General features: G+C 36.0%; 37 protein-coding genes. 6 read left to right on the forward strand and 31 right to left on the reverse strand.

What is annotated here, in order from left to right; all coding sequences use genetic code 11:
- Positions 1-2 precede the first annotated feature (2 nt).
- From FEZ08_RS12585 to FEZ08_RS09660, 16 genes are all read right to left on the reverse strand, one after another.
- On the reverse strand, positions 3-137 hold the full coding sequence (locus FEZ08_RS12585) for a hypothetical protein (RefSeq protein ID WP_277871040.1): 135 nt from the start codon (positions 135-137) through the stop codon (positions 3-5).
- A gap of 4 nt (positions 138-141) precedes the next feature.
- A complete protein-coding gene (locus FEZ08_RS09595) occupies positions 142-1080 on the reverse strand; it encodes a hypothetical protein (RefSeq protein WP_138191789.1) in 939 nt (312 codons plus the stop codon).
- On the reverse strand, positions 1080-1349 hold the full coding sequence (locus tag FEZ08_RS09600; RefSeq protein WP_138191791.1) for a hypothetical protein: 270 nt from the start codon (positions 1347-1349) through the stop codon (positions 1080-1082). The genes FEZ08_RS09595 and FEZ08_RS09600 overlap by 1 nt, the downstream gene beginning before the upstream one ends.
- A 12-nt stretch (positions 1350-1361) precedes the next feature.
- On the reverse strand, positions 1362-1589 hold the full coding sequence (locus tag FEZ08_RS09605) for a hypothetical protein (RefSeq protein ID WP_138191793.1): 228 nt from the start codon (positions 1587-1589) through the stop codon (positions 1362-1364).
- 13 nt (positions 1590-1602) lie between these two features.
- On the reverse strand, positions 1603-1806 hold the full coding sequence (locus FEZ08_RS09610) for a hypothetical protein (RefSeq protein ID WP_138191795.1): 204 nt from the start codon (positions 1804-1806) through the stop codon (positions 1603-1605).
- A 6-nt stretch (positions 1807-1812) separates the two neighbouring features.
- Positions 1813-2112 carry a helix-turn-helix domain-containing protein gene (locus FEZ08_RS09615; protein WP_138191797.1) on the reverse strand — a complete coding sequence of 100 codons (300 nt, stop codon included), beginning with the start codon at positions 2110-2112 and terminating at the stop codon, positions 1813-1815.
- Between the two features lie 5 nt (positions 2113-2117).
- Positions 2118-2660, reverse strand: coding sequence for a hypothetical protein (locus tag FEZ08_RS09620; RefSeq protein WP_138191799.1), 543 nt, complete (start codon positions 2658-2660; stop codon positions 2118-2120).
- Entirely contained in the window at positions 2650-3507 is an 858-nt protein-coding gene (locus FEZ08_RS09625) for a phage replisome organizer N-terminal domain-containing protein (RefSeq protein ID WP_171015022.1), read from the reverse strand. Before FEZ08_RS09625 ends, FEZ08_RS09620 begins: the two co-directional genes overlap by 11 nt.
- Entirely contained in the window at positions 3500-3871 is a 372-nt protein-coding gene (locus FEZ08_RS09630) for a hypothetical protein (protein WP_138191803.1), read from the reverse strand. Before FEZ08_RS09630 ends, FEZ08_RS09625 begins: the two co-directional genes overlap by 8 nt.
- Positions 3864-4085 (reverse strand): hypothetical protein, encoded by a 222-nt coding sequence (locus tag FEZ08_RS09635; RefSeq protein ID WP_138191805.1) that lies wholly within the window; start codon positions 4083-4085, stop codon positions 3864-3866. Before FEZ08_RS09635 ends, FEZ08_RS09630 begins: the two co-directional genes overlap by 8 nt.
- A 10-nt stretch (positions 4086-4095) precedes the next feature.
- Entirely contained in the window at positions 4096-4353 is a 258-nt protein-coding gene (locus FEZ08_RS09640; protein ID WP_138191807.1) for a hypothetical protein, read from the reverse strand.
- Positions 4354-4551, reverse strand: coding sequence for a hypothetical protein (locus FEZ08_RS09645; protein ID WP_138191808.1), 198 nt, complete (start codon positions 4549-4551; stop codon positions 4354-4356). It abuts the gene before it with no gap.
- Between the two features lie 122 nt (positions 4552-4673).
- The gene (locus FEZ08_RS09650; protein WP_138191810.1) at positions 4674-4898 is read right to left on the reverse strand and encodes a hypothetical protein; all 225 of its coding nucleotides are present in this window, start codon (positions 4896-4898) and stop codon (positions 4674-4676) included.
- 1 nt (position 4899) lies between these two features.
- Positions 4900-5058 (reverse strand): hypothetical protein, encoded by a 159-nt coding sequence (locus tag FEZ08_RS12220; protein WP_171015023.1) that lies wholly within the window; start codon positions 5056-5058, stop codon positions 4900-4902.
- Positions 5059-5069: 11 nt separating this feature from the next.
- Positions 5070-5915: a DNA-methyltransferase gene (locus FEZ08_RS09655; RefSeq protein ID WP_242003486.1), complete on the reverse strand. Its 846-nt coding sequence runs from the start codon at positions 5913-5915 to the stop codon at positions 5070-5072.
- A complete protein-coding gene (locus tag FEZ08_RS09660) occupies positions 5905-6108 on the reverse strand; it encodes a hypothetical protein (protein WP_138191814.1) in 204 nt (67 codons plus the stop codon). Before FEZ08_RS09660 ends, FEZ08_RS09655 begins: the two co-directional genes overlap by 11 nt.
- 131 nt (positions 6109-6239) lie before the next feature.
- Here FEZ08_RS09660 and FEZ08_RS09665 point away from each other — a divergent pair, with 131 nt between their 5' ends.
- A complete protein-coding gene (locus tag FEZ08_RS09665; RefSeq protein WP_138191816.1) occupies positions 6240-6524 on the forward strand; it encodes a hypothetical protein in 285 nt (94 codons plus the stop codon).
- On the opposite strand, the gene FEZ08_RS09670 is transcribed toward FEZ08_RS09665, so the two are convergent.
- Genes FEZ08_RS09670 through FEZ08_RS09685 form a run of 4 tightly spaced genes read right to left on the reverse strand, consistent with a single transcriptional unit; the run spans position 6521 to position 7553 of the window.
- Positions 6521-6763 (reverse strand): hypothetical protein, encoded by a 243-nt coding sequence (locus FEZ08_RS09670; protein WP_138191818.1) that lies wholly within the window; start codon positions 6761-6763, stop codon positions 6521-6523. The two genes, FEZ08_RS09665 and FEZ08_RS09670, sit on opposite strands and share 4 nt — an antisense overlap.
- A gap of 40 nt (positions 6764-6803) precedes the next feature.
- Positions 6804-6995, reverse strand: a complete 192-nt coding sequence (locus FEZ08_RS09675; protein WP_138191820.1) for a hypothetical protein — start codon at positions 6993-6995, stop codon at positions 6804-6806.
- Positions 6996-6999: 4 nt separating this feature from the next.
- Complete coding sequence (locus FEZ08_RS09680) at positions 7000-7293, reverse strand: hypothetical protein (protein ID WP_138191822.1); 294 nt, start codon at positions 7291-7293, stop codon at positions 7000-7002.
- 41 nt (positions 7294-7334) lie between these two features.
- Complete coding sequence (locus FEZ08_RS09685) at positions 7335-7553, reverse strand: helix-turn-helix domain-containing protein (RefSeq protein ID WP_138191824.1); 219 nt, start codon at positions 7551-7553, stop codon at positions 7335-7337.
- 163 nt (positions 7554-7716) lie between these two features.
- On the opposite strand from FEZ08_RS09685, the gene FEZ08_RS09690 reads away from it, so the two are divergent.
- From FEZ08_RS09690 to FEZ08_RS12490, 4 genes are all read left to right on the forward strand, one after another.
- The gene (locus tag FEZ08_RS09690; RefSeq protein WP_138191826.1) at positions 7717-8166 is read left to right on the forward strand and encodes a helix-turn-helix domain-containing protein; all 450 of its coding nucleotides are present in this window, start codon (positions 7717-7719) and stop codon (positions 8164-8166) included.
- A 69-nt stretch (positions 8167-8235) separates the two neighbouring features.
- Positions 8236-8658: an ImmA/IrrE family metallo-endopeptidase gene (locus FEZ08_RS09695; RefSeq protein ID WP_171015024.1), complete on the forward strand. Its 423-nt coding sequence runs from the start codon at positions 8236-8238 to the stop codon at positions 8656-8658.
- Between the two features lie 72 nt (positions 8659-8730).
- Positions 8731-9855, forward strand: coding sequence for a tyrosine-type recombinase/integrase (locus FEZ08_RS09700; RefSeq protein WP_171015025.1), 1125 nt, complete (start codon positions 8731-8733; stop codon positions 9853-9855).
- 157 nt (positions 9856-10012) lie between these two features.
- Complete coding sequence (locus FEZ08_RS12490) at positions 10013-10441, forward strand: helix-turn-helix domain-containing protein (protein WP_138191832.1); 429 nt, start codon at positions 10013-10015, stop codon at positions 10439-10441.
- Positions 10442-10492: 51 nt separating this feature from the next.
- On the opposite strand, the gene FEZ08_RS09710 is transcribed toward FEZ08_RS12490, so the two are convergent.
- Complete coding sequence (locus FEZ08_RS09710; protein WP_138191834.1) at positions 10493-10885, reverse strand: PTS sugar transporter subunit IIB; 393 nt, start codon at positions 10883-10885, stop codon at positions 10493-10495.
- A gap of 681 nt (positions 10886-11566) precedes the next feature.
- Here FEZ08_RS09710 and FEZ08_RS09715 point away from each other — a divergent pair.
- Positions 11567-12466, forward strand: coding sequence for a helix-turn-helix domain-containing protein (locus FEZ08_RS09715; RefSeq protein WP_138191836.1), 900 nt, complete (start codon positions 11567-11569; stop codon positions 12464-12466).
- Between the two features lie 30 nt (positions 12467-12496).
- On the opposite strand, the gene FEZ08_RS09720 is transcribed toward FEZ08_RS09715, so the two are convergent.
- From FEZ08_RS09720 to ffh, 10 genes are all read right to left on the reverse strand, one after another.
- On the reverse strand, positions 12497-12895 hold the full coding sequence (locus FEZ08_RS09720) for a cytidine deaminase (protein WP_138191838.1): 399 nt from the start codon (positions 12893-12895) through the stop codon (positions 12497-12499).
- 11 nt (positions 12896-12906) lie between these two features.
- Positions 12907-13269: a diacylglycerol kinase gene (locus FEZ08_RS09725; protein WP_138191840.1), complete on the reverse strand. Its 363-nt coding sequence runs from the start codon at positions 13267-13269 to the stop codon at positions 12907-12909.
- A complete protein-coding gene (gene ybeY / locus FEZ08_RS09730) occupies positions 13244-13702 on the reverse strand; it encodes an rRNA maturation RNase YbeY (protein WP_138191951.1) in 459 nt (152 codons plus the stop codon). Before ybeY ends, FEZ08_RS09725 begins: the two co-directional genes overlap by 26 nt.
- A 3-nt stretch (positions 13703-13705) precedes the next feature.
- Positions 13706-14674 carry a PhoH family protein gene (locus FEZ08_RS09735; protein WP_138191842.1) on the reverse strand — a complete coding sequence of 323 codons (969 nt, stop codon included), beginning with the start codon at positions 14672-14674 and terminating at the stop codon, positions 13706-13708.
- 298 nt (positions 14675-14972) lie between these two features.
- Entirely contained in the window at positions 14973-15236 is a 264-nt protein-coding gene (locus FEZ08_RS09740; RefSeq protein WP_138191844.1) for a KH domain-containing protein, read from the reverse strand.
- A 2-nt stretch (positions 15237-15238) separates the two neighbouring features.
- Positions 15239-15511, reverse strand: coding sequence for a 30S ribosomal protein S16 (gene rpsP / locus FEZ08_RS09745; protein WP_138191846.1), 273 nt, complete (start codon positions 15509-15511; stop codon positions 15239-15241).
- Positions 15512-15599: 88 nt separating this feature from the next.
- Positions 15600-16016, reverse strand: coding sequence for a hypothetical protein (locus FEZ08_RS09750; protein ID WP_138191848.1), 417 nt, complete (start codon positions 16014-16016; stop codon positions 15600-15602).
- An 8-nt stretch (positions 16017-16024) separates the two neighbouring features.
- The gene (locus FEZ08_RS09755) at positions 16025-16477 is read right to left on the reverse strand and encodes a hypothetical protein (protein ID WP_138191850.1); all 453 of its coding nucleotides are present in this window, start codon (positions 16475-16477) and stop codon (positions 16025-16027) included.
- A gap of 21 nt (positions 16478-16498) precedes the next feature.
- Complete coding sequence (locus FEZ08_RS09760) at positions 16499-16951, reverse strand: hypothetical protein (protein ID WP_171015026.1); 453 nt, start codon at positions 16949-16951, stop codon at positions 16499-16501.
- Between the two features lie 15 nt (positions 16952-16966).
- Positions 16967-18331, reverse strand: coding sequence for a signal recognition particle protein (gene ffh / locus FEZ08_RS09765; protein WP_138191854.1), 1365 nt, complete (start codon positions 18329-18331; stop codon positions 16967-16969).
- Positions 18332-18333: the final 2 nt, after the last annotated feature.

The raw sequence follows: 18333 nt of genomic DNA on the forward strand, positions 1-18333 counted from the left end.
CTTTAAAAAATAAAACTCCATACTTCTTTTAGTCCAATAATAAATATCAATAAAGCTGCAATAAATGATAGTCCGGAAGCAATCACGAACATGCAACCACAACCAGCAGCACAGCCGTCGTTTTCGTAATTATCCATATAATCACTCCTTAACTTTCATTTTGATAAATGCTTTTTTGATACTTGCTTTTGTGTATCGCTCTGCAATCTCCGGTTGCTCTAACTTCAGTCGTTTTGAATCCAATCTACTTTCAACGGTTTCATTTACTAAAGTTACCGTCATGTTTTCAGATTGAATTTTCTTAATTCCGGCGTTTAGCATCTGTTCAGTCAGCTGTTCACGGAAGTTTGCAATCTCTTCTTTTGCCTTTTTCTCTGCAAGAACTGCTTTTTCAAGTTCTTTGATTTGAATTTGCAACGGGTGATTTGAATCAACAACCGTTAAATCCAATTCGCCGCCTTCTAAATATTCAAATGTTTCCCAGTTTTGAGATAAGTATTCAAAAGAATCATTGAACAATATTGAAAATTGAATGAGATATGAAACATCAAATTCAAAGTAATTAATCTTGCTTGCGTCAAACTGCACATAGTCGGTTGTATCATAATGTACAAGTCGTACTCGAATATTCTTATCCGGATAAATAGCTTTTGCACACATATACTGCCAAGCTACTTGATACAATGCTTCTTGCTTCCAATATTCTATCGGCTTTATACTTGCCTTGTTTTCGAGAATAAGAATTTCATCTTCAGTAATAACAACTTGATCGGGGTGGCAGAATACCGAAAAAGGATATTCGACAGGCATCACCCACAACGGGTTGCTTTCAATGTTGGTGTTTTCATCTTCGTTAGCATTTCGCAGCATTTCATAAATTTGCTGCTCAATCGCATCACCTTGCCGCATTGCCGCTGTACTGATTTGTTCTTTTTCAATTCCATGTTTGATTGCATGAATTCGTTTTTGCAGACCAACGTTCGGAACACCGTTTGTTGTTAGTGCAATAATGTTCTTCGCATCACTACTGCCAAATCCGCTTTTGTGTGATTCAATGATTCCAGTTTTGTAATCAGTCATTACAACTCACCCCACAACTCAATTAAGTCAGTAGTTTCTATGTGATTAATAACATTAATACACTCTTTAAGTCCAGTAACTCCAATTGTATGACCTGTTTCTGTTCCTAAAGCAACGTCACCAGTTTCGACAATTTCAAAATATCCGATAAAATCTGGACTATCAGCAAATGAAAACTTTATTTGCCATACGTTCATGTTCAATAAGTGGATTCCATATTTGTTTAATAGTTCTTCTTTAAAGCGATTAATAATTTGTTCTGGTTTCATTTTTCTTCACTCCTATAAATCAATTTCAACAGTTTTTAAGTCATCATTTAAAGCGTGATGTACTTTACTTTCGCAATTGCTACAAACTTCAATTTGATGTGCAATTTCTGTTCCATTTGACGAACATTTTAATTTACCATCTTTGTAATAGTCATAGCTAACTGGTCTACTTTCACTTGTAACTAATACTGGCTTTTCACCAGTTTTTGATTGCTTATTGCATTTTTGACATATAAACATATTTTTTCACTCCTTAAAAATGTATTGGTTTGTTATCAATCAACTGGCATTCGTTACCTTTGCAGTCAATCCATGTTGTTTGGTTTTTTGCGCGGCGGACAGCATTACGTACATATCGCATACCGCGTGATTTCAAATACTGTTCAGCAGCGAACTTTGTTTCAAAGTCCCGATGTTTTCCGCCGGGTATAACTACTGTGAATTTTGGTTGTTTCATTTTGAATCACTCCTTATCCTTTGGCACATAATCTTCTGGGTATATTAGTTTTGAATATTTCTTGTTTGTTAGATATATGTATCTGTCGTTATATTTATATCCTTCTTCATCTGTGAATTTTGAATATTCAACATTGATATAGCCATCACGTTTTAATCTCGATATTATCGTACTAACATTTTTTGCACTAATTGACAGTAGCGTTGCTATAATTTGATTCGATGTCCAACAGAAATCAAACTCATAATCATAACTGTTTATAATTACTTGCATAACCTTGTCACGTGTTGTTTCGCTTAACCCCATTCCGCTCACTCCTTACTTTCAATTTTTAATTTTGATTGTGTTTCAAGAGCCTCAAACATATTATTAGCCCCTGTTACCTCACGCTCTAAATAACTGTTGTACGTTTTAATCATTCGTTGTTTTAAAAACGGTGTGCCATCAATCGTCAAGCCTTTTAAATCTGTTTTGTAGTCTTGAGCAACACGTTCTGCAACTTCTCCAAATTTGTTTTTGACTGCTTCAAAGTATTTATCTGGATTGTAGATGATGCCAGTTGATGACAACTCCCGAATAATTCCCTCAACAATTTTTTCAGAACTTCCGTTGTCTAATTCAAATTGTTGAACTGCGACTTGTTTAATGTATTTTGTTAATGAGGCAACTGTCGGATTCCACACTTCATTTTTAATATGTAGCTGAATAGCTTCTCCAAGCTCAACATCTGTGTAATTTCTAAAGTAAGGAAACCATGCACTTGTTTGCTTCTCGTTCAATCCGAAGTCTGAATAAAAATTCGACAACTTTTTCATCATAGCTACAAAAGTTAGTTCGTTAATTTTAGAACACATTTATTTCTACCTCCAAGTCCAAATCCCTAGTTGTCAATTCACTTTGCTTTTTGTTGTAATTACCCTCAATAATTTTCACTGCATTAGCTTGCTTTGTGATCCAATCAAATGTCGCTTTCCAACCATTCTTGTTATTGCCATTAAGAAAGCCGCTGTTAGATATTGTTTTAAGAAATGGAACCGCAATATTTGTATATTCATGTTCACTAGTTATTCCAAGTAATTTCATAAGAGATTTTATTGCTGTTTTTCTTCCTGCAGTTATTTTTTGTACTTTAGATAATTCGGTACAGATATTATTAAAGTCATTTTTGAATTGTTCAGAAAAATCAATGTGAGTTGATTTTTGGACATTGTCATTTATGACAAGAGTATTATCTATATCTTTCTTTATCTCTTTCTCTATATCTATCTCTTTCTCTGTGTTACAGATTTGTTTCAATTTGTTACTTGGTGTTACGGAAGTGTTACATTGTAACGTTTTTTGATTTTCACGATGCTTTCTTACACGGGCAGCAGCGCTTGTTTCTGATCCAATCATGTTTGCTATTTTAGACATATATATCGTTTCATCTTCTAAAATTTCAATCATATTGAATTTTTCAAGCAACTTAATCGCCATTTCAACGAATGCTGTTTCATACTCGAACAAAATTGCCAACATTTCTGCGTCGTATGGTATCAAATCATCAAATCTTAAATTTCCGTCATGATCGATGCTTTCTGTAAGAAGCATCATGTAGAAAAGTGCTATGCTATCGCCTTGAGGCATTTTTCTGATTAATTTAAGGTCGTGACGTTTGAAAAATCCTTTGTCTAATCTTAACCAGTAATATTTATTAGCCACGAACATCAACCCCAGCTGCTGCCGCAAGTTCTAAAGCCTTGTGTTCTCGAGAACGTGCGCTCGCCAATTCTTTCGCAACGTGGTGTTCAATTTCAGCGCGATCTTGTTGATTGTCATAATATGCTAATCGGTAACCATAGTTGCCACTGACGATAGTGAACGGTTCTTTGTTATCAATCATTTTTTGTTTTAAAGAATTATTGATAATATCTCGTAATTGGCGCGTACTTTCGATATAAATTTTGTGATACTGGCGAACATACTTGATTAGCTTTTCTGCTTTAGCATCTACTGTATGTTTCATAATGTCCAATATCGCAAGCTCCGTATCTGTATACGGGCTTGCTTTTGTTAAATCACCCATTTTGTTTCACCTCTTTAATAAATTTCATTTTCGTTTTAAAAATGTCGTTCGGATCAGTTTGTGCTGATTCACAAGTCCAACCGTCATTCGCAAACCCTTGGACGAACTGCTGCACCACTTCGTTTAGTGAAGTATTTGTCAACGATTCGCAATCAATGGTGAGCGTCACTTCTTTTTTAATCGGCTGTCTGCCAGTATATATTTTTGATTTCATTGTTTACCACCTAAATCTGCACTGGTTCGAATTCTTCGCAATAGCGTATGTCGTCCTCAAGTGCGCTAATTTCGTCGATAAGCTCAAAAAATACATTTGTTGTAGAACCTTGTTGCACTTTTTCAAGCTCATTGTTTAGCAATTCCATTTTGTCGTACAATTTTTGCAGTAATTCGCCCTTTTTAAGCTCGTTCTGCTCTGTTTGGTACTTCCAGCTCTCGTTATAGCTCGGAGTATTAAAACGGTCAAAACCTCGTAAATTCGACATTTAAATCACTTCCTCATTTGTGTCGGTAATTTGAATATGTTTTGCAGCGAATATCAACATTGCTTCTGATATTTCAATATGGCTTCTATTCGTTCGTTTTGCGATGTCATTAATAATCGCTTTTGATGTCCGAGAAACTCGGATAACTTCAGTTGATTCAACGCTTTCGCCAGCTTTTTGAATAATAAGTTTTTCCATTTAAATCACCCCTAGCATCATCAATATGAATAACCAGAACGGCAAACCACACATGAAGCATATGAAGCTATGAGCTATACTAATAACCGGCACAGCATAATGCTTATCTTTATCAGTATTCATTATGATTTCATTCCTTTCACTAACCCCGCATTTGAGTTGTCGTCAAATTGCAGTGCTTCGATTTCTTTTTTAAATGTTAGTATCGCAACTTCAAGTCTTTGTTTTTCTTCGCGGTAAGCTTTTTCGCTGTGCATTGATACAAAAAGACTTTTGTTTTTCAATAAACCCATAAGATTCGTTCTCAACGCTCTTAAAGCTGTTTCAATTACTTCAACTGTTAGCATATTAATCAACCTCCTTGCATGATATTTGTTTCAGATGCGGTTTTGATACAATCGCCGCTCTGTGTGCTTTCTTCGCTTTGTTCTTCGAAGGTGCAGCAACCATGTCACTAAACACCTTGCCGGTATTCCGGTTGTATGTTGATATCTCAAACTTTGGCATTTGAATCACTCCTAAATCGTTAGACATTCCTGTACCATTGGTGCTGGAATGTTCGATAACATTTCAGCATTCGCTTTTAAGTACATATCTTTTTTGATTTCAAACCCAAACGAATTTCGATTTAATTCGGCGGCAGCACGTAAAGTTGATGCACTGCCTGCACATGGATCAATAACCACTTCACCCTCATCAGTAAATATCTCAATTAACTGCTTAAGCAAATTTACCGGCTTTTGAGTTGGGTGGATTTTTGGATAGACTTTTTTGTCATCCTGTTTCCACTCAAACCAGTTCTTAATCATTTTCCCGGTGCCTCTAATAGTTTTACCTTCAGCGTCTTTTTGTGCTCCGTTATTAAACTTTGGCAATTTATCACGATACAAAACGACTGCGTATTCTGTTGCACCAACAATTTTCATGTTGGCTTTTAACACTTGAGCTGATGATGGTTTAATAAATACAAGTGGATAAGAGTTGTTGAAACCATACTTCTTTCCATAGTCAATCACCATTTGCATTTGTTGAAATGCACAGAATACAATCATTGCTGGCGCTTTTCCTTTATCTTTTGGCTCTTTTATCAGCATTTTTGAACAAAAGTGCATAAATTCGGATATTCTAAAATCATTATCAGTATCAAAGAATGCTTTGTTAGCCTTATCTGATTCACCCTTTTTATTATCACCATCTACATACCATTCAAGACTTGAAGCGTAAGCATTGTTTCCTAGATTGTATGGTATGTCAGCAATAACTAATTGCGCTTTTGGTATATGATATCTTTTATAATTTTGGAAATGGTCATTTATAAGTTCTGTCTTTAATTTGCGTTCCGGATTGTAAACATTAGCACCCACAATTGAACACCTCATTAAACTGTTCTTTTGTAATACTGATAAATGATTCATGTTCAATTCTTATTGATGATAATGTGATAATATTACCTTCAATTTTGGTAACGGTGTATCTTCTTCCTAAGATAACGCCATGTTTAGTTGCCCCGTCCTTTGGCATGTTTGCTCTATAACTTTTTCCTGCTTTAATTTCCATTTTGCATTCTCCTTAAATTCCTGTTATAATACAGGTGAATTATTTTTATTTGTCGCTCATTTTTAAATGGGCGATTTTGTTATTTATTCACCTATTCACAAGTGTTATAATCAACTTGAGGAGGTGAGATTATGAGTAAAGTTTATATAATTACATATGATTTAAACGCGCCCGGTCAAAAATACAATGAAGTTATTGAAACGATAAAGACTACATTGTCTACTGGCGTGTGGTGTTCTTTCTGGAAGTCATCATATGTTTTTAGGAGTAACCTTACTCCAACTGAAATGATGAGTTGCTTAAACCCACTTTTAGATAGTGACGACCGTGTTTTTATTTGCGAACTAAACGAAAATTACAACGGCAGTCTACCTAGCGAAGGCTGGGATTACATCAAGCAAAGCATTTTTCATTAATCGCTTTCCGGACGTTGAATTGCTGGTGTTCGTTCTGTCGTGCAATAACCACCCGCATGTTCGAAAACTGATTTTTCACCCAGTTGAACCGTTACACCTACATTGTGCGGTTCTTTTTTTATTGTCGCTTTTCTACTTAGTTGATCTTCTATGTATTCTTTAATGAAATAAAACTCGTATAGTGTAACTTCGTGTTCAATACACAAATCAAGAAATATATTTCGTACATCTTTTGCCATCTTTTTTACTTCCCTTCTACTACAAATATTCTTGGACATTCTAATATGTACCCATAACCATGTTTACAACAGTTTCGTAAGATGTATTGATTATGTGCCAACCGTCGCATAACAACATTTGCGTAAATCCTTCTTTGGTTTCACCATTTACTCGTAATGGCTCAATTCGTTTGATTTCTGAAATTGCGACTGTAACATCATTATCTAAAACAATATGTGTTCGTTTTCCCATGTTCTCACTTCCCTTCTGCCGTCTGATCGGCGGGGGTTTTTTTTCTTGGAATCTTGTTTAGAGTGATTCCTCTTTTCTCAAGCACCCACCAAGTTGGTACTTTATGTTTGTCTAGCTCTGTATGTTGTGGGTACTTGTTCAAATAGCTTTCCCGATACTCCTTTAGCTTTTTACTTGCCGTACTCGCTGCACAAGCACAAAGTATTTGAACTTCTTTGTTCCCAACAAAATATAGTTTGTCTGCAATCTCTAATATCTGTTCATTTGTTGGCTCCGGTCTTGATTTTCCAAGTCCCATTTTTACCACCTCTCCTGTTCTGTGTCGCTAAAACGACACAACTAACTTAAATTTTTTTGTGCTTCTTTTCGGAAATCAATTTTCTTAGCTTCTACATTTGTTATGATGCTAAAAGTAATTCCTTCAGATGCACTCATTGCTCTTTCGCCAGATTCCTTAGCTTGATATGTTCGCAATTTCATTTTCATTTCTTTAGCAACTACTGCTTGCGAAAGTTTTGCTTTTTTTCTAGCTGATGCGATATTATGTTCAAACTGCATGATTTCACTCCTTCCAAAGTATTTGTGTCAGTTTAGTGACACATTTAGCTTATCACTATATAAATTTGCTGTCAATCGTTTTGTGTAGTTTTTTCGACATTTTGTTGTAAAATGTTATTCTAAGTGTTACAATAAGGACACAACATTATAGAAAGAGTGATTAATGATGCCTGAAAAATTAGATAAGCCATTTTATATTGCACTTGGAAAATTACTTCGTACAAGAAGGCTTGAGCTAGGATATAGTTTAGAAGAAGTTGCAAACAGATTAAACAGTACAAAGAAAACAATATCAAGATACGAAACAGCAGAAAGCAGAATCAAAATGTCAACATTGCAGATGCTAAGCTCTGTACTAGACTTTGATCAAGATGTTTATTTGCAAAAAGCGAATGAGCAAATACAGTTAGAATTTCCAGATTTATTCTCGTTAGAAAATGCCGAATTAGCACGAACATACTTAAAAGAGAACTTCATGTTAATGGCGATGTCTGGTTCTGATTACAACAACAAGACAGATGAAGAAGTTGTTGAAATGGCTAACTTCTTAAAATCTCAAAACTTGCAAACGACAGCAAAGTTCAAAAAGTTATTTGGAAAGGAGAACGACTGAAATTTGTCGCATATTCGTCGCAAGCATATTTGCCCCAGTGCTACAATGAAATTGTCTGGAGGTAAAAGAATGACAGTTGAAGAATTATATGCGATAACAGGTTCATACAATGCCCATAATATTATTGAAAAACTTGGCATCATTGTAACAGAAGTCAGCTTTTCAGTTCTGAACGAATTAGCAATTTGTGACCCGCAACAGGGACTAATATTTATAAGAAATGATTTAAGCAATAATCTACATGAATTTGCTCTTGATCATGAAATTGGACATATCGTAATGCACAATGACATACAAAGCCCTCTCTATATGAGTGGTAATAAATCAAAAATCGAAAAACAAGCTAATGACTTTGCAATTGAATTAGTTGCTAAAAATCATAAAATACCTGAGGAACAAGTCGTAAAATATCTAAATGACACATTTCCGTTCTTAAAATTGAATAATAAAAAAACACGTTGCGTCAACAACGTGTCCGAAAATGTGATATAAATACCACGCTTTACAAACTGTATTATATCATAATCGTTTTCGGCGTACAATAAACGAAAAGGAATGATATTAATGTCAGTTCATTATAATGAAAAAAAGAAAAAATACTACTATCGAATGAGGGTAAAAAACCCAAACTTTATGATAGACGGAAAACGATACATAAACAAACAAAGTGACGAATACTATACATCAGAGAAGAAAGCTAAAAATGCCGAAGCATTAGCAAAGGCAAAACGAGATGATGACCAAAACATCGGCAATTTATTAACAATTGAGACTACTTGTATGGAGTATCTTGATATTCAAAAAAGGGCTGTACGTAATAATCAAGTTAAAGTATCTACATTTCAATTATTGCATCATGTTCTTACGAAGTTAGTGATACCTAAATTAGGTTCAATTAAATATTCTGAACTAACTACTGAAAACATAGAATCGTTCCAAAAATTTTTATTAGAAAATCGCAAGCACTCAACTGCGTCAAAATACTTCGATAAATTTTTGGAGAACATAAAATTTTGTAAACGGAAATATCATGTAAAACCGCCTTATATCCCCCCATTCCCTAGAAAGAATGACTTCAAGCAATTCGGAAAAGAAAGATATATTGATATTGACAATTTCAAGATTGCAATAAGTTTTGCTGAACCAAAGTTTGTTCTGGTACTAAGTGCCTTATTCTACTGTGGACTTAGAGTTGGCGAATCTACCTCATTAACATGGGAGAAAGTAGATTTTGAAAAACAAGGTCTATTTATTAAAGATAATATTTATCCTGCAAATAGAAAGTTGTTTCCTGAATACAATGGCTTTAAACACAACGATAGCCCAAAAACTGAATCATCAGTACGGTTTCAACCATGCCCACCTTCATTCTGGAAAATATTGTTAGTAGAATACGAACGCCAAAAATCTATACCTGGTTTTAAATCAACTTGGTACGTTTTCGGTGGTGCCACATTCTTTACACCTCTTGCAGTGCGCTACAATGTTAAAAAGATGCTAAGAAATGCTAATATGCCGGAATTAACACCACATGAGCTGCGGCACTCTTATGCTACACATCTAACAAATGAAGGTGTAGACAGCAGAGTAATTGCAGAATTAATGGGTCATGCTGATGAAAGTGAATTGAAGAGATACGCACATATCAAGCCCGACAAAAAAGTAGAGGCTTTAAAAGTATTTGAATAAAAGTGTTCGCAGGGTGTTCGCAACATTATTATTTACGAACCATTAACCATTGGTATATATAAAGATATTGATACTATATCATTTTCAAAAAATGAAAATAGCCAATAAGCATCAGATTTGATATACTAAAACCAAGAATATAACAGTTGGTGATACAATGATCGATTTAAACCAAGTACTTACCTTTAGCGAAGCCGCGGAGAAATGGGGCCTCGCTGATGGCAGCGCCATCCGCAAGGCAGTAGAAAGAAATAAGTTTCAAGCTGGTGAAATAAAGAAAAGCGGCCAAGTTTGGTTGACAACTTACTCGGCCATGAGTCGGGTATTTGGTGAACCTAAAATCAGTACTTTAAAAATTGATCGCCGGCATTTCTTCAACCTGATTACAACCCGGGATAATTCTCTCGAAGTTCGCACTCAATTAGAGACTATGCAACAAGAAGTTTTGCAAGCCTTTGCCGATCACAAAAAAGTAATGATTGTTGAATATAAAAAAGATAAAGAACAAATTCTCTATCTGTTTACTAATGTCGAAGAATTCAACTTCTGGATTGCCCTACATGAAAAAAGCACTAAAAATAAATAAAAACGCTTTTGTTCTACAAAAGCGTTTTTTTAGTTCTCTAATAATCCATTACTAGCCAATCCATTCCCCGGTCTTCTGAAAATATTTGATATCACTATACACCTTGGCTCCATTCATCGTACCAAAAACTTTTGGATCTAGTTTCTTTATGGGCGTATCATAAGCTGCCATTATCGCTTCGTGCGAAGCAAAATGATGATGTACTTGCGGACACACTAAAATCAAATCACAATACTTATCAAATTCAGCAGCAGTCTGTTCGGTAATCATATGCAGTCCTCCGTATGCCAGAATATAATCATACTCCGCAGTAAGCTTCTCATAATCTTTAACAATATCTGGTACATACTCATAAATAACCTTTGCATCAGTCATTGCTCTTTTAAGATGTACGCAAAACATACTTGAGGTTCCACCACCGGAACAACAAATAAACACAACCATTTTAACACCTCCATTGTTTTGTCACGAGTTAGTGACAAAACAATCGTATCATGAAAGTTTTTATCAGTCAATAAAGAAAGCAACGAATTGATTTCAATCCGTTGCTTTCACTTTTCATAGATCTGCACAATAAAACAACAATTAAAAAGTCACACTATTATCTATTAACTAAATATACTTATAATTGTTAATTTTGTAGAAATAACTACTTCACATATACTCTAGTCTTCTATACTTGATGAAAAGCAAAAGAAAACTGCACACCAAACGGTGTGCAGTTTTCAAGTTGCATATTATGCTGGAATAATTAATTTCCTGCCAAAGCTGCATCGTAATATTCTCATGGGGGAGTATGAATATACTAGCAAAAACATAAATAAATGGCATTTAGAATTTTATAATACAGGACTAAAACTCTTCAATAAACATATCATACTATTGCAAAAATAGGGAAAAAACTGTATGATAAATCTAGGAAATGAAAATGAACTTTGTGCACAGCAGCTTATTCAAGCCACCAAGCCCATGGCATCAATCCAAACATAATATTCAACTCCTTTTGTGCTCAATATTCATCAATCAAGCACCTTTATGATATCACACTATAATGTGTGTTGCAATAATTATTTATATTCAAATACCATAATCACAATTTCACTATAAAGAAAAAGAGGAAAATATATGAAAGATTATCTCTCAGAGCTAGAAAAACTTAATATTGGCGAAGCTTTTAAGGAAATTCGTCAAAATAAAGGGTTAACACAAAGTGATGTAACACCACCCCACTCTACTCAAAGTATGATCAGTCAAATTGAGAATGAAAATAGACGATCTTACTTTACCACTTTTTTATATATTCTTCATCGCATTAATATGTCTTTTGATGAGTTCATGTATATTATTAATGATTACCAATTAACAAGCAAAGCTAAACTTAGGCAGGAAATCCGTATTGCTAATCACAACTTTAATATTGCTGACTTAAAAAAGGCCTATATCAAATGTGAACAATACATTGAAAATGAACATGATGTTGATATTGTCGTGCAAATGAATAAAATCCTCACTTCGATTTGTGTTTTAGAACGCGATTATGATCAAGCAATTATACATTCTTTAGATACATGGGCATATTTGCAGAGTCTAGATGAATGGTATTTTGAAGAATTAGCACTCTTCTTATCAATCATGGCTTCACTTCCAAGAGAACGTGTTGAGAAAACCAGTCAATATGCGCTGAAAAGAATTAAACTTTATACTGACCTATATCCTGACTCTGAAATTGAACATAAATATCTATCTAATCTCGCCGAGTTATATCTGCGCGAAAAAAGCTATGAAAAGGCTTTGAACTATAGTACTCAAGCAATCGAATTATGTTTGCGTACTAACAAGTTTTTAGTTCTTGGTGACTCTTACATTAAAAGTGGGGTTTCACTTATAAAACTTAACCGAGAAGATGAGGGTTATCGTTACATTGATGATGGCTTCGAAATGCATCGTTTAATTAAAAAAGATAAGTTAGCAAATCATTGGTTAGAAGAACTTGAAAACTTACACGACATCAAATACCCGAGATAAAAAAAGCACCCGTATGCGGGTGCTTTTTTCTTACATATCTAAAGTTGTAAAAGCAAATGGCAGTAACTCAAGTACTGTCAACTCTTTAATTTCATGTTGACCATTGGTTAAATACACTGGCATATCCGGTGCAAAGAACTCAGCAAATACCTGACGGCAAATGCTACAAGGCGGTAAATAATCCTCAGTGTCACCAGCAATTGCAATGGCCATGAAATCATCTTTGGTATATCCTTGAGCTATAGCGGTAAAAATTGCTGTTCTTTCAGCGCAATTGGTTGCTCCAAAAGAAACATTTTCGACATTAACTCCGGTAATCACTTTGCCATCTTTCATTAAAATAGCGGCACCAACCGGAAATTTTGAATACGGTACATAGGCATTTTTTAAGACTGTGCGTGCAGTAGCAACAAGTTCTTGTTTATCCACATGTATACCTCCTAATGAATATATTGATCAATGAACAATAAGATTATAGCAAGAATTCCGCTCCATGCAAAGAGGAAAACACTTCCGGCAGCCGCATCCTTGGCAAAAGCGCCTAATTCCGAGTGCTCTTCACCATACATATCCACTGCCTTTTCAACTCCGGTATTGATTAATTCAAAGGCTAACACTCCTGAACCAGCAACAATAACTATTGCCCATTTAACTAAACTAAAGCCACTAAATATCGCTGCAATAATGATGATAATATAAGCCGCCAAATAAAAACGAGACATAAACTCGCTGCGCAAGGTAGCGCGTATTCCGGCGATAGCAAAACTCCCGGATTTGCTAACTCTTTTTAAGATTTTCAGCACTTAGAATCTCCTCCTGTAATTGAAACATCACTTCTTCATCTTCTTTATTTTGGTGATCATACCCTAGCAGATGCAAAAACCCATGTACAAGTAAAAACCCAAACTCACGCTCAAAACTATGTCCATATTCAAGCGCCTGTTCTCTTGCCCGTTCAACTGAAACGAAAATATCACCAAGTGCTCTTGGCATATCTTCCAGCATAACAATACTCGCTTCATCTTCTAAAGCAAAGGTAATTACATCGGTAGCAGAGTCCTTACCACGATAGTCGCGATTGATTTCTTGAATAGCGGCATTATCAACTAAAATAACCCCTAATTCAACCTCGCCATTCAATTGCATATAATTCGCTGCATTTTGCAAAATATTCATTGCAAACAGTTCAAGCTGATCAAAATTTTCTTCTGTCTGATTGACAAACCCAATATCCAACATCTATTTTTTCGCCTCAGCTTTCTCGTATTGTTCCAAAATCCGCTGTACCAGAGGATGTCGAACAACATCAGCATTGGTAAACTCAGTAATGTTAATCCCTTTAACATTACGTAACAGATGCAACGCAGTTTTTAATCCAGAAGTGCGGTTGTGCGGTAAGTCTATCTGTGTGATATCACCGGTCACTACCATTTTTGAACTCGAACCTAAACGGGTTAAGAACATTTTCATTTGTTCATCAGTTGTATTTTGTGCCTCATCTAAAATAACGAATGACTCATTCAATGTTCTACCACGCATAAATGCTAGCGGCGCCACTTCAATAACACCACGTTCAAGCAAACGTGCCGTCTGCTCTGCACCAAGCATCTCATAAAGTCCGTCATAAAGCGGACGCAAATATGGATCAACCTTCTCTTTCATATCCCCAGGCAAAAAACCAAGGTTCTCACCAGCCTCAAGTGCCGGCCGGGTTAAAACAATTCGTTTCACTTGATTGTTTCGCAATGCCTGCACTGCACAAACAACAGCTAAAAATGTCTTCCCGGTTCCTGCCGGACCAACACCAAAAACTAAATCCTCTTGATTAATAGCTTCGACATATTGTTGCTGGGTTTGCGACTTAGCAAATAACTTTTTGCCACGTGCTGATTTAGCAATATTATAATTATAGAGCTCATCAACCTGCTCTTCTTTTTTACTGGTAATAAAATCATAAAAATATAAATAGTCACGTTCTTGAATATCTTGACCATGCTGAATTCGTTTCAAAATCTCTTGCAAAGTTTTCTGCACTGCAATTACTTTCACTTCATCACCGCTAACACGTAATTCAGTACCACGGGCACTCAGCTCAATACCAGCATGATCACTCAGCAGCTTCAAGAATCTATCATTGGCACCAAACAATTGCTGGGCTTCCTCAGTCGTTTGAAAATTCAATTGAACATTTTTCGTCTGTTTACTCAATATATCAATCCCTTTAAAATATCATTTGTAATTATTATATCACAAGTTGTTTCAGCAGGTAAATAGAACGGCCGCTACCAAAGAAAACACGACTGCTATCTCCTGCAGTCGCGCTTCCATTAATCTCTATCTTCCGCCGATTCCCGCTTCTATCACCAAACAAGATATGTTATGTTTTCTATCATTCCACGGTAGAATTATATCACAATTGAATTATTACACCAATGAATATGCATGCTTTTTTTATGTTGAGAAACAGAAAAACAGAAGCACCACTGGCGCTTCTGTTTTTACCCTTTTATTCGTCAAATTCTTCAATCTGAATTTTAACTTTTTTATCGATTTGTCGTCCGGCGGCAACCGCAAGAGTACGGATACTGCTAGCCATACGTCCGCTTTTTCCGATAACTCGTCCAATATCTTCTTTATCAACAAGAATTGTAAACAACAAGACATCTTCTTCTGCGGTAGGCATTTGACGAATAGCAACAGCTTCAGGAGTTGAAACAATTGCTTCCGTCAAGGTAACTAGTAAACTTTGTACATCTACGTTTTTAGCCATAATTACTTACCTGATTTTGAATCATGGAATTTTTTCATAATCCCTGCATCACTCAACATGTCACGAACTGTGTCAGTTGGTTGTGCACCGTTTGCAAGCCATTTTAATGCAAGTTCTTCGTTGATGTTAATAGCTGCTGGAACGGTTAATGGATTATAAGTTCCAATACTTTCAATGATTCGTCCATCACGAGGTGAACGTGAATCCGCTGCAACAATACGATAAAAAGGTGCTTTTTTAGCTCCCATACGTTTTAAACGCAATTTAACTGCCATGGTGAAATACCTCCTAATAATGTTTCTATAAAAAGTATAGCTGAAATCAAACAAGCTGTCAAGCATTTTTGCTTGACAGCTTGTATTTTTACATCTCTTCTGTATTGCCTTGGTTCTGTGAACAATAGAGAATACCAATAATCACTAAAGCTAGTGATGGCAGCATTGATAAAGTTCCATTAAGTATAACATTAAGCGGATTGCTGCTGCTGATCAAATAATAGGCCCAATTACCAATACCAATCATACCTACAACAATCATAGGAAAGACAGCATATATTTTTGAAGCCGGTTTTACACGCAATGCCCAGATAATAGCATATATAAATCCAGCCGCCTCAATAAAGGTCAGTACTAAAACAATAATAGTCGCTAAAGGTACTGTAATAATTGCTTCATCATACAAATTAATAATTTGCAGATAGAAAATTATGCTTGCTATTCTTAACAGCACTCCTAAAACACTGATAATTATTGTTTCTAGCTTTAATCTTTTAATATTCATAAACGCTCCTATGCTTTTCTCATTTTCTTAATAACTAAGTATGCTACTACAGCAAGTAATACCACTGGCAGCATTGTTATAGCAGTCGTTAATAAAGTAAGTGGGATAACTGAAGATGTCAATGAATTCAATATCCACCCTAAAACACTAACAAAGCCAATGCCTATAAGCAAAATTGCTCCGCCTTTACTAGGGTGTTTAACTAAACGATTACTCCAGAAAATACCAAATATACATCCAAATAGTTCAATAAGACTTAAAACAAATAATGCCGGGAACAATGAAACCGTAAGTTCCGCAATTGCCGGTGATATACCACTACTCAGCAAACTTCCATAAACATCCGCCCTGGTAAGTACTAACTGCGTCGATACCCCAAATGACAAACTGGATACCACACGCAAAACCGTACCAACAATGGCACAAACTAATCCAAATACTCGTAATTGCTGATAACTCATTATACGCACTCCTCAGTATATTTATTTTTGCGAAGCAAGATGTCGGGTATAAACACCAATAAGAATTAATCCCAGAGATGGCAACATTGGAATAAGTGGCAACAGTGCTGCATTTATTCCACTAATAACAATATTGAGCAACCAAGTGGCCACACCTAATACACCAAAAACAATCAATAGTGTTGTCCCCTTGCTGCTCACGGGCTGACTGAGCTTTCGGCTCCATCTATAAGCATAGATAAACCCAATTGTTTCAATAATTGCCCCTACGAGCATTACTGATGTTAGGAGAATAATTTGCGTAACCACCGGAGCTTGAGCACCTGTGGTCGTAATCATCTCAGGATTGTTTAAAGCAATTATTGCACTTACCAAAGTCAAAATATACTGAACAAAAGAAACACCGCGGATAGCAATACCAATAAGCGTATCAATTGATGCCAGTTGTTTAAAAGTTGTAAATTTCAATTTCAAATTACTCACTTCTTTCTAGAACGGGAAGCCACCTTTTTTACCGCCGCCCATAAGACCGGCTAATGGATTTTTCCCAGATTTCATCATCTGTCCCATTTGCTTCATCGCTTTTTTCGATTGTTCAAATTGTTTTAATAAACGATTGACTTCTTGAATGCTGGTACCACTACCATTCGCGATACGGTGCTTGCGGCTATTATTGATAATAACCGGTTTTTGCCGTTCCTTTTTAGTCATCGACTGAATAATTGCTTCCGTACGGGTTAATTGTTTCGGATCAACATTCGCTTTAGCCAGCATTTGTTTATTCATACCCGGTAACATACCAAGAATACTTTCCATACTGCCCATTTTTTTCATTTGTTGCATCTGATTCAAATAATCTTCTAGATTGAAGTCATTTGAGAACATCCGACGCGCTGCCGCTTCGGCATCGTCTTCGGAAATTTCTTCTTGAGCTTTTTCAATCAGACTCATCACATCGCCCATACCAAGAATCCGCTGTGCCATACGTTCAGGATAGAACACTTCAAGGCCATCAAGTTTCTCACCGGTACCAACAAACTTAATTGGCACACCAGTCATCTGACGAATTGATAAAGCTGCCCCACCGCGCGCATCACCATCTAATTTAGTGAGCGTTGCGCCGGTCACTTTTAAATCATCATGGAAATGAATGGCAACATTAACTGCATCTTGACCCGTCATACTATCAGCTACCAGCATAATTTCATTTGGCTGTGCAACCTCTTTAATGGCAATAAGCTCATCCATTAAGGTCTCATCAATATGTAAACGACCAGCAGTATCAATTAAAATATGCGTATAGCCCTCACTCTTAGCTTTCGCCACCCCATTACGCACAATATCTACCGGATTCTTATCAGTTCCTTCTGAATAAACAGTTACCCCTAATTGATTTCCTAGGGTGTGAAGCTGATCGATTGCTGCCGGACGATAAACGTCGGCCGCAATCATAAATGGTTTGCCGTCCAGTTTCTTTTGAATATAGAGAGCTAACTTACCGGTAAGCGTTGTTTTCCCGCTCCCCTGTAATCCAACCATCATAATTGTGGTAGCACCCATTGCCGCACGATTTAATGGTACATTTTCATCACCCATTAAATGCTGCAACTCGTCGCTTACCACTTTAATAACTTGTTGTGCCGGAGTAAGCGACTTCAATACGTCTTCACCCAAAGCTTTTTCACGAATTGTTTTCATGAATGCCTTAACAACAAGGTAGTTAACATCCGCTTCCAACAATGCTAAACGGACTTCCTTTAAAGCTGCTTCAACATCTTCAGGACTTACTTTTCCTTTTCGCCCCAAGTTTTTAAATGCGCCTTGGAGCCGATCGCTTAATGTATCAAATGCCATAC

It is taken from the genome of Culicoidibacter larvae, from assembly GCF_005771635.1.
Classification (GTDB): domain Bacteria; phylum Bacillota_I; class Bacilli_A; order Culicoidibacterales; family Culicoidibacteraceae; genus Culicoidibacter; species Culicoidibacter larvae.